The sequence below is a fragment of the Bradyrhizobium sp. USDA 4473 genome (assembly GCF_054063335.1).
Genome location: NZ_JBSSGE010000001.1, coordinates 7,069,282 through 7,084,987, shown reverse-complemented (window position 1 = coordinate 7,084,987; position 15,706 = coordinate 7,069,282). Strand labels below are relative to the sequence as shown.

At 65.8% G+C, this 15,706-nt stretch carries 11 protein-coding genes and 1 pseudogene; 6 read left to right on the top strand and 6 right to left on the bottom strand.

Annotation, left to right across the window (positions count from 1 at the left end):
• Positions 1–53 precede the first annotated feature (53 nt).
• Positions 54–3,188: an efflux RND transporter permease subunit gene (locus tag ACVW17_RS33390; RefSeq protein ID WP_456755834.1), complete on the top strand. Its 3,135-nt coding sequence runs from the start codon at positions 54–56 to the stop codon at positions 3,186–3,188.
• Here the strand turns inward: ACVW17_RS33390 and ACVW17_RS33385 are convergent.
• Both ACVW17_RS33385 and ACVW17_RS33380 read right to left on the bottom strand, forming a co-directional pair.
• Entirely contained in the window at positions 3,181–4,149 is a 969-nt protein-coding gene (locus tag ACVW17_RS33385) for an amidohydrolase family protein (protein ID WP_456755833.1), read from the bottom strand. The genes ACVW17_RS33390 and ACVW17_RS33385 overlap by 8 nt on opposite strands.
• A 138-nt stretch (positions 4,150–4,287) precedes the next feature.
• Positions 4,288–5,706: a TolC family outer membrane protein gene (locus ACVW17_RS33380; RefSeq protein WP_456755832.1), complete on the bottom strand. Its 1,419-nt coding sequence runs from the start codon at positions 5,704–5,706 to the stop codon at positions 4,288–4,290.
• Positions 5,707–5,947: 241 nt separating this feature from the next.
• Between ACVW17_RS33380 and ACVW17_RS33375 the strand changes: the two genes are divergently transcribed.
• Positions 5,948–7,810: an acetyl-CoA hydrolase/transferase C-terminal domain-containing protein gene (locus tag ACVW17_RS33375; RefSeq protein WP_456798341.1), complete on the top strand. Its 1,863-nt coding sequence runs from the start codon at positions 5,948–5,950 to the stop codon at positions 7,808–7,810.
• Here the strand turns inward: ACVW17_RS33375 and ACVW17_RS33370 are convergent.
• Positions 7,807–8,586, bottom strand: a complete 780-nt coding sequence (locus tag ACVW17_RS33370; protein ID WP_456755830.1) for an enoyl-CoA hydratase — start codon at positions 8,584–8,586, stop codon at positions 7,807–7,809. The genes ACVW17_RS33375 and ACVW17_RS33370 overlap by 4 nt on opposite strands.
• A gap of 119 nt (positions 8,587–8,705) precedes the next feature.
• Positions 8,706–9,377: a hypothetical protein gene (locus ACVW17_RS33365; protein ID WP_456755829.1), complete on the bottom strand. Its 672-nt coding sequence runs from the start codon at positions 9,375–9,377 to the stop codon at positions 8,706–8,708.
• A 324-nt stretch (positions 9,378–9,701) separates the two neighbouring features.
• On the opposite strand from ACVW17_RS33365, the gene ACVW17_RS33360 reads away from it, so the two are divergent.
• Both ACVW17_RS33360 and ACVW17_RS33355 read left to right on the top strand, forming a co-directional pair.
• On the top strand, positions 9,702–10,247 hold the full coding sequence (locus ACVW17_RS33360) for a sigma-70 family RNA polymerase sigma factor (protein WP_456755828.1): 546 nt from the start codon (positions 9,702–9,704) through the stop codon (positions 10,245–10,247).
• Between the two features lie 2 nt (positions 10,248–10,249).
• Positions 10,250–10,888, top strand: coding sequence for an NrsF family protein (locus ACVW17_RS33355; protein WP_456755827.1), 639 nt, complete (start codon positions 10,250–10,252; stop codon positions 10,886–10,888).
• 314 nt (positions 10,889–11,202) lie between these two features.
• Here ACVW17_RS33355 and ACVW17_RS33350 read toward each other — a convergent pair whose 3' ends face one another.
• Positions 11,203–12,309, bottom strand: coding sequence for a DUF2336 domain-containing protein (locus tag ACVW17_RS33350; RefSeq protein ID WP_456755826.1), 1,107 nt, complete (start codon positions 12,307–12,309; stop codon positions 11,203–11,205).
• 60 nt (positions 12,310–12,369) lie between these two features.
• Positions 12,370–13,518 carry a GGDEF domain-containing protein gene (locus ACVW17_RS33345; RefSeq protein ID WP_456755825.1) on the bottom strand — a complete coding sequence of 383 codons (1,149 nt, stop codon included), beginning with the start codon at positions 13,516–13,518 and terminating at the stop codon, positions 12,370–12,372.
• Positions 13,519–13,933: 415 nt separating this feature from the next.
• Between ACVW17_RS33345 and ACVW17_RS33340 the strand changes: the two are divergent.
• Both ACVW17_RS33340 and ACVW17_RS33335 read left to right on the top strand, forming a co-directional pair.
• Positions 13,934–14,504 (top strand): annotated as a pseudogene (locus ACVW17_RS33340) (sigma-70 family RNA polymerase sigma factor).
• The gene (locus ACVW17_RS33335) at positions 14,504–15,253 is read left to right on the top strand and encodes a hypothetical protein (RefSeq protein WP_456756586.1); all 750 of its coding nucleotides are present in this window, start codon (positions 14,504–14,506) and stop codon (positions 15,251–15,253) included. The pseudogene ACVW17_RS33340 and the gene ACVW17_RS33335 overlap by 1 nt, the downstream one beginning before the upstream one ends.
• Positions 15,254–15,706 lie beyond the last annotated feature (453 nt).

The following is a 15,706-nucleotide window of genomic DNA, read 5'->3' as shown; positions in this document are numbered from 1 at the left end:
GGATCGACTATGCTCAGCAAGAAAAATCCTCACCGTTGAAAGCTCCGATCTGAATGGATCGCCTGGTCGCAATCGCCGTCAATCGCCGCTACTTGATGGTGGCCTTGTTCGCCATCGTCTTCATCGGCGGTCTGCTCGCATTCCAGCAGCTCAACATCGAGGCCTATCCCGACCCGACCCCGCCGATGGTCGACATCGTGACCCAGAGCCCGGGCCTCTCGGCCGAGGAGATCGAGCGCTACATCACGATCCCGATCGAGACCCAGGTCGCCGGCATCAAGAACCTGAAGACCATCCGTACCATTTCGCTGTACGGCCTCTCCGACGTCAAACTGCAGTTCTCGTTCGACTACACCTATGACGAGGCGTTGCAGCAGGTGCTGAACCGGCTGTCGCAGCTCGCCCCGTTGCCGGGCAACGTGCAGCCCGGCATCTCGCCGACCAGCCCGATCGGCGAGATATTCCGCTACCGCCTGAAGGGGCCGCCGAACTACAGCGTGCTCGACCTCAAGACGCTGCAGGACTGGGTGCTGCAGCGCCGCTTCCGCGCCGTGCCCGGCGTGATCGACGTCACCGGCTGGGGCGGCAAGACCAAGACCTACGAGATCCAGGTCGACTTCAACAAGCTGGTCGCCAACGGCCTGACGCTGCCGCAGGTGCTGCAGGCGGTCTCCAACGCCAACATCAATGTCGGCGGCAACACCGTGAATATCGGCTCGCAGTCGGCGGTGGTGCGCGGCGTCGGCCTGATCCGCTCGATCGACGATCTCGCCAACACGATGATCGCGCAATCCGGCGGCAATCCGGTGCTGGTCAAGGACATCGGCGCGGTCACGATCGGCGAGAAGCCGCGGCTCGGCATCGCCGGCATCGACGGCGACGACGACATCGTGCAGGGCATCGTGCTGATGCGCCGCGGCGAGCAATCGTCGCCGACGATCGCCCGCGTCGAGCAGCTGGTCAACCAGATCAACAATTCGACGATCCTGCCGCCCGGCGTCAAGATCGAGCGCATCTATGACCGCAAGGACCTGATCGAGCTCACCACGCACACCGTGCTGCACAACATGGTGGTCGGCATCCTCTTGATCGTGCTGCTGCAGTGGATCTTCCTCGGCGATCTCCGCAGCGCGCTGATCGTCGGTGCGACGATCCCGTTCGCGCTGTTCTTCGCCGTGATCATCCTAGTGCTGCGCGGCGAATCCGCCAACCTGCTGTCGGTCGGCGCGATCGATTTCGGCCTGATCGTCGATGCCACCGTCATCATGGTGGAGGCGATCTTCCGCCGGCTGTCGCAGACCACAGCGCTGTCGGAGATCGAGCGGGCGCACATCTCCGAGGATACGGTGATGGGGATGAAGAGCCATGCGATCCTGTCGGCCGCGGCCGACGTCTCGCGCTCGATCTTCTTCGCCGCCACCATCATCGTGGCCGCGTTCCTGCCGCTGTTCACGCTGGGCGGCGTCGAGGGCAACATCTTCGGGCCGATGGCGCGGACCTATGCCTATGCGTTGGCGGGCGGTCTGCTGGCGACCTTCACGATCACGCCGGCGCTGAGCGCGATCATCCTGCCGGCGCATATCCATGAGACCGAGACCTGGATCGTCAAGAAGCTCGACGCGATCTACCTGCCGGTGCTGAACTGGGCGATCGCCAACCGCAAGATCGTGATGGCCGGCGCTGCCGGGCTCGTCGTCATGACCATCATCTTCGTGCGCTTCCTCGGCCTCGAATTCCTGCCCAAGCTGGAGGAAGGCAATCTGTGGATTCGCGCCACGCTGCCGCCGACGATCTCGCTGCAGGAGGGCAACGCCTATGTCAACGAGATGCGCAAGCTGATCCGCAGCCGTCCCGAGGTAGTGTCGGTGGTGTCGCAGCACGGCCGTCCCGACGACGGCACCGACGCGGCGGGATTCTTCAATGCCGAGTTCTTCGCGCCGCTGAAGCCGGCCAGCGAATGGCCCAACACGCATGACAAGGACGAACTCACCGCGCAATTGCTGGCGCAGTTGCAGGATAAGTTCCCCGGCGTCGAGTTCAACTTCTCGCAATATCTGCAGGACAACGTCTCGGAGGCGGTGTCGGGCGTGAAGGGCGAGAATTCCATCAAACTCTATGGCAATGATCTGCAGGCGCTGACCGACACCGCCAACAAGATCAAGTCCGTGCTCTCCACCGTGCAGGGCGTGACCGACCTTGCCGTATTCACCTCGCTCGGCCAGCCGACCGTCCAGATCGACGTCGATCGTGCGCGGGCGGCGCGTTACGGCCTGTCCCCGGGCGACATCAACGCGACGATCAAGGTCGCGGTCGGCGGCGACACCGCGGGCGATCTCTATGAACCCGGCAGCGACCGGCACTTCCCGATCATCGTTCGCCTTGCGCCGGACTACCGCAAGAGCGCCGAGGCGATCCAGAACCTGCGGGTCGGGGCGAGCAATCCCAATGGCGGGATCACGCAGATCCCGCTGAGCGAGGTCGCCTCGATCAAGCTGGTCTCGGGCGCGGCCTACATCTATCGCGAGCAGCAGGAACGCTATCTGCCGATCAAGTTCTCGGTGCGCGACCGCGACCTCGGCAGCGCGATCCTGGAAGCGCAGCAGAAGGTCAACGAGCAGGTACAGTTGCCGCCCGGCTCGCGGCTCGAATGGGTCGGCGAGTTCGGCAATCTGCAGGACGCGATCAAGCGGCTGTCGATCGTGGTGCCGATCAGCCTGGTGCTGATCGCTGTGCTGCTGTTCTTCAATTTCGGCTCGATGGTCGACACCATGCTGGCGATGAGCGTGATCCCGATGGCGATCTTCGGCGGCGTGCTCGGGCTCCTGATCTCCGGCATCCCGTTTAGCGTCTCGGCGGCGATCGGCTTCATCGCGCTGTTCGGCATCGCCGTGATGGACGGCATCATCATCCTGTCGCAGTTCAACCAGCTGATCGACGAGGGCTACGACCGGATGCGCGCGGTGATCCGCACCGGCGAGTTGCAGCTTCGTCCGGTGCTGATGACCTGCGTCGTCGCCGGCATCGGCCTGCTGCCGGCGGCGGTGTCGGAGGGCATCGGCTCGCAGGTGCAGAAGCCGCTCGCCATCGTCGTCGTCACCGGCATGATGCTGGCGCCGCTGGTGATCCTGGTCACGCTGCCGGTGCTGATCTCCTACTTCTCGCGCCGGCCGAGGGATACCGTCAGGTGAAGCCGTAGAGCCGTGCCGGATTGTCGACCAGGATGGTCTTGCGCACCGCGGCGTCCGGCGCCCAGACCGGGAGCTGGTTGAGGAGTCGGCCGTCGTCGATCTGATACAGCGGCGTCACCTCGGTGACCTTCCTGCCCGGTGGCGTCACCGAGTCCGGGTGCGGCCAGTCGGTGCCCCAGACGATGCGCTCGGCATTGGCCGCGATCAGCGCCTGCGCCAGCGGCGCGGCGTCGGCATAGTCGGGCGCGAGCTTGGAGGCGCGGTAGGCGCCGGAAATCTTGACATAGGCCTTGCCGGACCTGACCAGCGCGAGCAGGTCGTCGAACCCCGGCTGGCCGGTGCCGAGCGCGGCCTCGGCGCCGCCGAAATGGTCGAACACGACCGGCACCGGCGCCGTGGCGACCAGGTCCTTGATCGCGGAGATCATCGCGAGGCTGGTGAACAGCTGGACATGCCAGCCGCGCGCCTTCATCCGCTCGATCGCGGCCGAGAGGCGCTGCCGGCCGACATTGGGATCGTTGACGCCGCCGGTCGCGAGGTTGAGGCGGATGCCGCGGAAGCCGGCCTTGTGCATGGCATCAAGATCGCCCTCGCTGGTCTTGTCGTCGATCACGGCGACGCCGCGCGCGGTCGGCCCGCGCGCGATCATGCCGAACAGCGTCGACGAATTATCGGGGCCGTAGACGCTCGGCGTCACGATCACCACGCGCTCGACATGCAGCGCCTTGTGCAGCGCGCTCATCTCCTCTGGCGAGGCCGGCTCGGGGGTGTAGACGCGGCCGGCGAAGAACGGGAACTTGGCGGGATCACCATGGATGTGGGTGTGGCAGTCGCACGCACCGGCAGGCACGTCGAAATTCACCGCGGTCGATGGTTGTGCGGCCCTGGAAAATGCGTTGCTGCTGGTCATGGTCACTCCGGCTGCGATGGAAGCCAGCATCATATCGCGTCGCGTCAGCATTGGACGTCTCCCTGCGTGCTCGGCTGTTATGCGCGCACTCCGCGCACCGGCTTTGTTGATGGCCGGCGGGGCGGGAGGTTATCGGCGGAGAAAGCGGGCGGGAAGGGTCCGATCGCTGTGCGACCGGTTCCACAAAGCCTATTGTCCCGATGGCGTGCGCAAGCCGTGCCAGGCGTCGCGGACCTGGTGGTAGTGCACCTCTGGCAGATAGTCCGGCGTCTTGAGATTGAGCGTCTTGACGTCGAGGCGCCCGACCGCGCTGAGCAGTGTGTAGGAAGCGACCACGCGGTCGCGCTGCGCACCGATCAACCGCGCCCGTGCCGTGATCAAATCCTGCTGGGCGTTGAGCACGTCGACCGTGGTGCGCTGGCCGCCGGCGGCTTCCTTCTGCACGCCGGCCAGCGCAACCTCGGCGGCCTTCACCTCCGACTCGGAGGCCGACACCGCGATCTTGGCGCCCTCATTGGCGACCCAGGCGCTGACCACGGCGGTCTTGGCCTGATTGCGCACCTGATCCAGCACCAGCCGGCTCTGGGCCGCCACTTCCTTGGCCTGCCGGGTCTGCGAGGCCGCAGTGCCGCCGTCGTAGATCGGCTGGGTGATCTGGCCGATCACCGATGCCTGATCGGTGCCGAAGGTGCCGAGCGTCTGGTCGGTATCACGGGCGCGGCTGACGCTGCCCTGCACCGAGACGTTCGGCATCAGGCTGCTCTCGGCGACGCGGATCGAGGTCGAGGCGACGTCGACGTCGAAGCCGGCCGCGGTCACGGCGGGGTGCTCGCGGAGCGACAATGCGATCGCGTCCTCGCGGCTGCGCGGCAGCAGCCGGTCGGTGGTCTCGGCTGGCCGCAATTGCGACGGCGGGTTGCCGATCACCTGCGCATAGGTCGCCTGGCTGATCGCGAGGTTGACCTCGGCGGCATTGAGATCGGCGAGGCCGCGGTTGAGCCGGGCCTCGGCCTGGGCGGTGTCGGTCGGCGTGACGTCGCCGGCATTGAGGCGGCGCTGGGTGATCGCCTGGGTCTCCTTCAGGAAGGCGACGTTGGAGCGCTGCGCCTCGACCAGGGTCTGGTTGGCCAGCACGTTGGTATAGGCGGTGACGGCGTCGAGCAGCACGCCCTGGCCGACATTGCGCAGCGCCTCGCGGCCGGACTGCACCTGCAACTCGGCGACGCGGACGCTGTTGGCGGTCTTGAAGCCGTTGAACAGGGTCTGGGTCACCGTGACCCCGATCTGCCAGGGCTTCAGCGTCGCGGTCTGGATGACGTTGCCGGGCAGCTGGTCGCGCACTGCCTGCAGGCCGACCGAGAGACCGGCTGTGATCTGGGGGCGATAGCCGGCCAGCGCCTGCGGCACGTTCTCGTCGGTGGCGCGCTGGCGCGCTCGTTCGGCATTGAGCTGCGGATTGGTCTGATAGGCCTTGACCAGGGCTTCGGGCAGGCTCTCGGCGCGGGCGGCAGGACAGCTCAGCAGCGCGCACGCCAAGGCGCCAAGGCCGATGCCCGACAAAAGCACGCGCCTCGCCACCTCGCCGATCTCAGCGGCACGCTCAACCATGTGATCCCGCACACCAAAGCCCCGGCAGTCCGCACCCGCAGACGCCATCGACACATCTACCTGTTTACGGGCCACGACGGCCACAGGCAAACCGCCACGCGACATCTGCACATCATTTCGGTTCTTGTCTGTTGCCGGTTCGTCACAGGCGAACGCAACTGTCATATGAAGTATAAGTTCGAACCGCCGGCCGTCGATTCAGCGGTGCCGGTTATCCACTGCCTGCCCGGGTTCATTGCAGATGCCCAAGTTTTTCTCTGACCCCGAGGCGATCGCCGAGCACATCGTTCGTGACGTCGGAACCGAGCTGGTGGTCGGGCTGCCGCTCGGCCTCGGCAAGGCCAACCACATCGTCAATGCGCTGTATGCGCGGGCGGCCGCCGACCGCTCCATCAACCTGACGCTGTTCTCGGCGCTGACGCTGGAAAAGCCGAAGCCGAACAGCCTGCTCGAACAGCGCTTCATCGGCCCGGTGATCGATCGCCTGTTCGGCGGTTATCCGGATCTCGTTTATGCGGATGTGCTGCGTCACGGCGCGCTTCCGCCCAACATCAAGGTGATCGAATTCTTCTTCCTCGCGGGACAGTGGCTGTATCGGCCCTTCGCGCAGCAGAACTACATCTCCGCCAATTACACCCATGCGGCGTCCTACCTGCTGTCGCGCGGATTGAACGTCGTCCCCCAGCTGGTCGCCAAGCGCATGGTCGACGGCGTGCCGCGCTACAGTTTGAGCTGCAACACCGACACGACGCTCGACGTGCTGCGCGCCCGCGCGCAGCGGCGGGCGTCGTTCAAGCTGATCGGCCAGGTCAATTCCGAGCTGCCGTTCATGCCCGGGCCCGGCGACTTGCCCGCGGATGAATTCGCTGCTGTGCTCGACAGTCCGGATACCGATTTCCCGCTGTTCGCGCCGCCATCGGAGCCGATCAGCGATACCAAATATGCGATCGGATTGCATGCCGCGGGCCTGGTCCGCGACGGCGGCACGCTGCAGATCGGGATCGGGCAGGTCGGCGATGCGCTGGCGCAGGGGCTCGTGATCCGCCATCGCGACAACGCCCAATTCCACGGCATCATGCAGCGCCTTGCACCCGGCACCGAGCAGCTCGCGGCGGCCGAGACCGGGCCGTTCGAGAAGGGCCTCTACGGCGTCAGCGAGATGTTGTTCGAGGCGTTCCTCGGACTGATCGATGCCGGCATCCTCAAGCGCGACGTCGACGGTGTGATCCTGCACGGCGCGTTCTTCCTGGGGCCGCAATCCTTCTACCGCGCGCTGCGCGAGATGCCGGTCGAAGAGCTGGCGCGAATCCAGATGATGCCGGTGTCCTTCACCAACGAGATCTTTGGCGACGAAGCGGGCAAGCGCCGCGCCCGGGTCGAAGCGCGCTTCGTCAACAACGCGATGATGGCGACGCTGCTCGGGGCGGCGGTCTCCGACGGGCTCGAGAATGGCCAGGTTGTGAGCGGCGTCGGCGGCCAGTACAATTTCGTCGCGCAGGCCTTCGCGCTGGAGGGCGCGCGTTCGGTGCTGGCACTGGAGGCGACCCACCAGTCCGGCAAGCAGGTGCAGTCGAACATCCGCTGGTCCTACGGCCACGAGACCATTCCGAGACACCTGCGCGACATCTTCGTCACGGAATATGGCGTTGCGGATACGCGCGGGAAATCCGACGCGGACGTGATCGCCGCGATGTTGCAGGTATCGGACTCGCGCTTCCAAGGCGAGCTGATGCGGCAGGCCAAGGACGCCGGCAAGCTGCCGCGCAGCCACGAGATCGCCGCGGCCCATCGCGAAAATTATCCCGAGCGCATCGGCGCTGCGCTGAAGCCCGCGCGCGAGGCTGGGCTGCTGCCGTCATTTCCGTTCGGCAGCGACTTCACCGATGTCGAGCAGCGGCTGATTCCGGCCTTGCAGATCTTGCAGCAGGCGCAGCGTGCGCCGCTGCAGCTCGCCGGCCTGCTGTGGCAGGGCATGCACCATCCGCCCGATGCCGCCGACCGCGAATGCCTGGCGCGGCTCGGCCTCGACAAGCCGACGCATGTTGCCGAGCGCGCCTATCGCGCACTCGTCACCGCGGCCTTGCAACGAAGCCGAAGGGGTTAGCGGTTCTTGTTGACCGGCTTGCGCTTCTCGATGAAGGCCGCCATGCCCTCGGCGCGGTCCTCGAGCGCGAAGGTCGAGTGGAACAAATTGCGCTCGACATTCATGCCTTCCGCGAGCGGCGTCTCGAACGCGCGGTTGACGGCTTCCTTGGCCATCGCGACCGCCGGGCGCGACATCGAGGCGATCTTCTCGGCCGCGGCGAGCGCCTCTTCCATCAGCTTGTCGGCCGGAACGATCCGCGACACCAGGCCGGAGCGCTCGGCTTCCGCCGCGTCCATCATCCGCCCGGTGAGGCAGAGGTCCATCGCCTTCGACTTGCCGATCGCGCGGGTCAGCCGCTGGGTGCCGCCGATGCCGGGAATGGTGCCGAGGGTGATTTCCGGCTGGCCGAACTTGGCGGTGTCGGCGGCGATGATGATGTCGCACATCATCGCGAGCTCGCAGCCGCCGCCGAGCGCATAGCCCGCGACCGCCGCGATGGTCGGCTTGCGGCACCGCGCGACGCGGTCGCCGCCGATCGCGGTGAAGTCGCTGTTGAACATGTCGATGAAGCCCTTCGGCTGCATCTCCTTGATGTCCGCGCCGGCGGCGAACGCCTTTTCGCTCCCGGTGATCAGGATGCAGCCGATCTTGTCGTCGGCCTCGAGATCGTCGACCGCCGCGGCGATCTCGCGGAACACGCCGAACGACAGCGCATTCAGCATTTTCGGCCGGTTCAGCGTGATGACGCCGACCGGTCCCTTGCTCTCGACGATGATGAATTCGAACGTAGCCATGACGCAAACCCCGTGCCTGATTTGGCGGGCAATGTGCCCGCTGGCGGGATGCGCTTCAAGGGGCAGCAACGGGGCTTTGGGCCGCGCCTGCGGCGCTGCTGCGCCGCAGGCCGGCTCGGCTAGGCCATGAACATCCGTGCGGCGGAGGCGACCGTGAGCAGGGCGCCGAAGCCGATGAAGATCTTCCCGATCAGCGAGGTCTGGTCCAGGGTCGCGCTGTCGCTGCTCGCCAGCACGGGAGCCGGCTTGGGGGCGGCCGTGGCGGCAGGCGGGGGCTGCGGCGCAGGCGCTTCCTGTTGCGCGGTCTGCGGTTGAGCCGGTTGCGGCTGTTCCGCCGGCTGCTCCTGCTGGAGGGCCCGGTCGACGTCGTTGAGCTGGTCGGACGCGACCACGTTGCTATCGGGCTGCGCGTCGGCGGGCTTGTCGGAGGCGGCCATCACAGGATTGACACTGGCGGGCGCGGGGCTCGCATTGCCTTCGCCGGAGGTCAGCTCCGCGTTGGCATTGGCGACCGTGGCGGGCATGCCCACCGAGGTCACGCTGCCGGCGTCGCTCGCGGCCTTCTTGGCCTCGGATTTGTCAGCCGTCTTCGACGATTGGTGACGCGCATGGCGCCGGCCATGCCGCGAACTCTGCTGCGCAGACGTGTCGGTGGTTGCGTTGTCGGATTTTGATGCGGACGCGTCCGAACCGGCCGCGGAGGCCGGCAACGGAGCTGCGAGACACACGACAAGTCCTGTCAGCCCTGTCGCAATCATCAAGGCCAAGCGCCCGCTGGCTTTGATCTTCATTCTGATGATCTCCCCATGATGCCCACCCAAATGCGAAAAGAGACCCGGCTGCGTGTCCACACCGGGGCAGAAAGAGGGAATCTTCGGGCCTGAGGGGGCAAAAGCTGGGCAATTTCGTCCCACCGGCCCGTCGGCGGCGACAGGCGGTGCTTGTCGGACCGATCGGTGTTATGAGCCGTTCCGTCTGCAAACCCGCCGGAGCGATTCTTTGCGGCTGATGCTCGGCGCGGCCTGGCCGAAGGATCGCGATCACGAATTCGTGATGCTGTCGGCTTGCCGCGTAACGAACTGAAAGATCGGCCGAATTGCAATTCAGGAGCCTGCGTGCGCGAACGTGAGGATGAATGGACCGACCTGATGCGGTCGGCCATTTCAGGCGATGACGCGGCGTATCATCGCCTGCTCAGGGCCATCACGCCGGTACTCCGTGCCGCGGCGCGACGTGGCTTGGCGCGTGCGGGTCAACCGGTCGATCAGTCCGAGGACATTGTGCAGGACATCTTGTTGGCGGTGCATTTGAAGCGACAGACCTGGGACACCAGCGCGCCGTTCGCGCCGTGGCTGTTCGCGATCGCGCGCAACAAGCTGATCGACGCGCTGCGCCGCCGCGGCCGGCGCATCTTCGTCAACATCGATGATTTCGCCGAGACGCTGCCGGGAGAAACACCGGAGCCGACCGCTTCGCCCGGCGAGGTCACCGCGCAGCTGCAGACGCTGCCGGCGCGGCAGCGCGACGTGCTGCAATCGATTGCGGTCGACAGCGCCTCGATCAAGGATACCGCGACGAAACTCTCGATGACCGAGGGCGCGGTGCGGGTCGCGCTGCATCGCGGGCTTGCGAGCCTCACCGCGAAATTACGGGACCGATGAGCATGGATACCGATCAACTCATTCGAACCCTTGCCGCAGACAACGCCTATCGCGCGCGCCCGATCGGTCTGGCCCTGATGCTGGCGCTGCTGGCGGCGGCGCCGGTCTCGCTGCTGATCTTCTTCGCCGAGCTCGGCGTGCGCCCGGACGTGATGAGCGCGATGCACAATCCGTTCTTCGACCTGAAATTCGCGGTGACCCTGGCGCTCGCCGCCTCGGCGATCGCGGTCAGCCTGCATCTGTCGCGGCCGGAAGCCTCGCTGCGCAGCTTCGGCTGGTGGCTGCTGATTCCGGCCGGCATCCTCGTTGCCGCCATCAGCGGCGAGATGATGATGCCGCAGCGGACGCCGATGATGACGCGCCTGATCGGCAAGAACTCGATGGCGTGCATGACCGCGATTCCCGCGATGTCGCTGCCGCTCTTGGTCGGCGCGCTGTATGGGCTGCGGCAGGGCGCTCCGGCGCGGCCGGCGGTCGCCGGCGCGGTGGCCGGCCTGCTGTCGGCTGGGCTCGCGGCGACCGTCTATGCCTCGCATTGCACCGACGACTCGCCGCTGTTCGTCGCGACCTGGTACACGCTGGCGACCGTGATCGTCGCAAGCGTCGGCGCGTTGATGGGAAGTCGAGCGCTACGGTATTGAGTGATCGTAGCCCGGATGCAGCGGAGCGACTGGGCAAGAATTGTGTTGTGAGCTGATTAGTTGGCGGGAGCGAAATCCGGCTGCGCTCTAACCTCCCCTTGAAAAGGGGAGGTCGCTTTGCTCGCCAGAGCAAAGCGGGTGGGGATCAGCTCTCTCCACGAACAACGTCGCCTGCGGCTGACCCCCATCCCGACCTTCCCCCTTCAGGGGGAAGGAGAAGACCGTAGCCGGATGGAGCGCAGCGAAATCCGGGGAGCCTTTGCGCGGTTGCATTGAATCCCGGATTGCGCTGCGCTCCATCCGCGCTACGGAAATCAGGCCGCGGGCGCGGACTGCTGCATGCGGTGGAAGCGCAGCACCTGCTGCGCGGTCGACGGCCGCAGCCGCTCATAGGTGTCCTTGCAGGCCTGCAAGTCGGTCGGCTCTGCGCCCGAGATCTCGTCGCGCAGGTTGATGATCGATCGCACCGTCGACCATGACAGGCTCGAGACCTTGGCCAGGATCATCACGCCTTCGGCGCGGGTTTCGATCATCATGTTCTCTGCGATGCTGACCGAGACGTTGGCGAGCGCGGCGAGCGAGGCGTTGGTCTCGTCGAACTTGCCGGCCTCGGCGAAGGCCGCGAGCTGGAATTCGTCAAGCCGTCCGTCCTGGTAGAGCGATTTGACCAGCGCATGCGCAATGGTGGTGTCCGACGTCACGGCAGCCGGCGCCGAGCGCGCGCGTCGCGTGGCTTCCTTCACCGCGATCGGAATCTCCTTGGCCTGCTGCGGATTGGCAGCCTCGAGGCGTTGCCTGACCGTATCCGAGGCCTTGGCGACCAGCTTGAGATAGAGATGCCGCGGGATGTTCGGGCGCAGCCCGACGCAGGTCGACAGGTTCTCGTCGCCCTCGGCGCGGCTGACCAGTCGGGTGAAGCCGCGCTCGGTGAATTCCGCGCCGGGATTGTTGACCGCGCTCTGGATCACCTCGTCATTGCCGCGCAGCACCAGCACATCGGTGACGGCACCGCTCAGCGACTTGCGGTTGGAGATCGCGAGCAGATGCGCCTGGCTCTTGCTGCGCGCCATCTCGATCAGGGTGTCGTCGTCGAGCCGCGGCGACAGCGTCAGCACGGGGCCTGCGACCTCGATCAGGTCGTCGAATGCCAGCGTGCGGATGGTCTGCGGCGGCGCGGTGTCGATCGGGGCGAGGCGGTTGGCGAGCAGCGCCTTGGCCGAGCTTTCGATGTGCTCGAGCAGGCATTGGAAGACGTCGTCGAACAGCACGATCTGCTCGTCCGAATAATTCACCGAGCCGTTGATGAAGAGGTCGGTCACCCGGCGCAGGGTCTCGACACGGCGTGCGACGGTGCCGTGGGCGAGGGTGGTCTGCAACTCGTCGAGCAGACTTTCGGGGGCGGTCGCGGGCTTCGAACTCATGACTCTGTCCTGGAGCGGTGGCGGCGGTTTCTCCGTCGCCGAATAGGGAAACGAAAGGGGTCAGGCGCTGGCGATGCGGTTGCGTCCCCTGGCCTTGGCTGCGTAAAGCGCGCCATCGGCGCGGGCGAGCAATGTGTCGGAGGTTTCCTGCGGCTTCAGTGTCGTGACGCCCGCGGAGATCGTGACCCGCATTCCCGGCGAGAACGCGCTCCAGTCGAGGTCGGCGATGATCGCGCGCAGCCGCTCGAGCGCACGCGTCGCCTGGTCCTGCGACAGCCCGGGCAGCACCAGCAGGAATTCCTCGCCGCCGTAACGGCCGAAGCGATCGATGCTGCGCAGATTGGCGAACATGCCGATGGCGAAGGTGCGCAGCGCCTCGTCGCCGATCGGATGGCCGTAGACGTCGTTGATGCGCTTGAAATGGTCGAGGTCGATCAGCGCGACCGCGCAGGAGCTGCCGTTGCGGGCGCAGCGCGCGATCTCGTCCTCGAGCGTGCGCATGATGCTGCGGCGGTTGGAGGTGCCGGTCAGTTCGTCGAGCTCGGCGAGCTCCTCGATGCGGCGGTAGGCCTCCTTCAGCTTCAGTCCGCTCTGATACAGCGATTGCTGCATCGCGCTCGAGAAGATCCCGAGATACATGCAGCGCCCGATGGTCAGCGCGAACACGATCATGGTGGCGAGGCGCTCGACCTTGGTGGCGGTCGGCATCCCGATCGGCCTGTCGGTTCCGAGGAACAGCGCGGCCAGGCCCAGCACCATGATGGTCCAGACCACAGCGGTCTGCCGCGCCGAGGTCCGCAGCGCGCCGAAGCTGAACACCACGAACAGGTTGCAGAGGAACAGCACGCCGACTTCCGGCGCGATGTAGGTGAACAGCAGCAGGTTCACCATGTTGACGGCCGATTGCGGCGCGACCAGATAGTGGTCGCGAAAGCGCTCGTGAAAGCCGCGCTCCGAGAGCACGACGTAGACGGCGACCAGGGACAGGCCGGTCAGGGCATAGCCGGTCGCCACCGCAACCGTCGTGGTGCCGGCATGCGCGTAGATCAACAGCACGACCGCATCGAGCGCGAAACAGGCGGCAATCATCGATTGGATCTGGCGGCGCTGCCTCGCCCGGCGCGCCAGGCGCTCGCGCGTCAGCGTGGGACGGCCGCTGTCCGGTGCGTCCGCGATCGGGCCGGGAAGTGACGACGCAGCGCTGCCCATGGTCTCGCCATTGCTGAAATCCCGCGAAATCTAAGTGGGAAAGCCTTTAGGTTTGGTATCTTTTGGAACCGACGCAACCCCGGTGAAACCCGGCCACGGCCCTTGTTTCGTAAGGAGAATCCGGTTGGCCGGGCCGATCGGGAGCGATCATGTGGCGGGCCTGCGCCGCGGCCCGCCTCGCGACGGCGCTGGCGTGGCGGCGAAGCCTTGCTATGGTCGCGCCACGGAGCGTGCCTGCGAGAGTATGCGGTGTTATGATACCATTTTTGGAGTCGCCGACGATTTTCCCTCATCGGAATCGTCGGCTGTGTCATAGATCACACATGCGGTCCGGACATTGCCGTAATGTGAAGAATCTTGGCTCTCGCGTCGAACCACGCGCCACCACCCTCAGACCAACTTTGCGAGACGGCCATTGAGCGCGACACAGGCGGCTTCAGACGATGTTCTGATCGCTCGGATCGCTCAAGGCGACCGGCTTGCCATGCAGGTGCTGTACGGACGGCATCATGTCAGGGTGTACCGCTTCGGGCTTCGGCTGGTGCGGGACGAACAGGTGGCGGAGGACCTCATCAGCGAGGTCTTTCTGGACGTGTGGCGTCAGGCGGGCAAATTCGAGGGACGATCCGCCGTTTCAACCTGGCTTCTGGCGATTACCCGGTTCAAGGCCTTGTCTTCGCTGCGGCGAAGGAAAGACGCCGAACTGGACGACGAGGCCGCGAACGCGATCGAGGACACGTCCGACGATCCGGAAACGGCAGTGCAGAAGAAGGACACCGGTGACACGCTGCGCAAGTGCCTGACGGGACTATCGGCGGAACATCGGGAAATTGTCGATCTTGTCTACTATCACGAGAAATCCGTGGAAGATGTCGCTGAGATCGTGGGGATTCCGGAGAATACCGTGAAGACGCGCCTGTTCTATGCGCGCAAGAGAACTTGCCGAGTTGCTGAAGGCAGCCGGTGTCGAGCGAGGTTGGCCATGATGGCTGCGAGCAACAAGAAAGTGCAGGGCCAGGATCCTGACGACGTCGAGATGCTGCTGCCTTGGCACGCGGCCGGCACGCTGAACGCGCGTGACGCGCGCCGTGTCGAGGACGCGCTCGCGTCCGATCCGGAGCTCGCCCGGCAATATGCCGTCATCCGCGAGGAATATGCCGAGACCATCGGCCTCAACGAGAGCCTCGGTGCGCCCTCGGCGCGCGCCATGCAGAAGCTGTTTGCCGCGATCGATGCCGAGCCGGAGCGCAAGCCGTCGGCGGGCGCGCGGGTGTCGGCCGGGATCTCGGAGTTCTTTTCCAAATTGTCGCCGCGGACGCTGGCCTGGTCGTCCAGCCTCGGTGCGGTCGTGGTGTTGCTGCAGGCTGGCGTGATCGGGGCGGTGCTGATGCGCAGCCAGCCGGCCTCGTTCCAGACCGCCTCGCTTGATGCCGTCGAGCAACGCAGCGTGCCGGCCGCACCGAGCCCGGCCATTGCGCCCAGTGCGCCGATCACGCGTGACCTCGGTGCCAGCGTGGCGGCGACGCTGCCGACGCGGCTGTTGGTGCGCTTCACGCCCGACGCCCGGATCGCCGACATCACCGCGCTGCTGGACAGTTACCAGGGCGCGATCGTCGACGGGAAGGGCGGCATGTTCCGCTTGCAGTTCCGCGCGATGGACAAGGACAGTATCGCCGCGCTGATCGCCCGTTTGCAGAAAGAGAAGATCGTCAGCCTCGCCGTCGAAACGCCGTAAGCGACCGCAGACGGTTTTCGGGTCGAGGTCATTTGCGGCCAGACCGGACCGGACGCGGCGATTGCCGCGGTCGCGGACAAACCGTCGCAGCCTCGCAAACTCCCCATCGCAATAACACTTCCGTGAGCCGCGCATTGAATAAGCCCGCGCGGTGGTTCGCATCGGAGGTTTCCGTTGCAAATCGCCCTGCCGCGCAGTGATTTTCGGCGCGCAGCGCCTGAAACGGTACGGCGGAACCACGCGACGAAAAGGTTAAAAAAATCGCGGAGGATTTGAACGTCCGCCATCCTCTCACGACTTATGTGTGTGGGAGCGGTTTATCCCTCCCCGGCTATATCAGGCGCGAGCGCCCATCCACCCCAAGCGCCCATATGGCTTTGACCCGTCCGGTTGTCCCCCCGGACGGGTCTTTGCTTTTGGGGGCACCCTTGCATGACCGGCTGGCGCCGAACC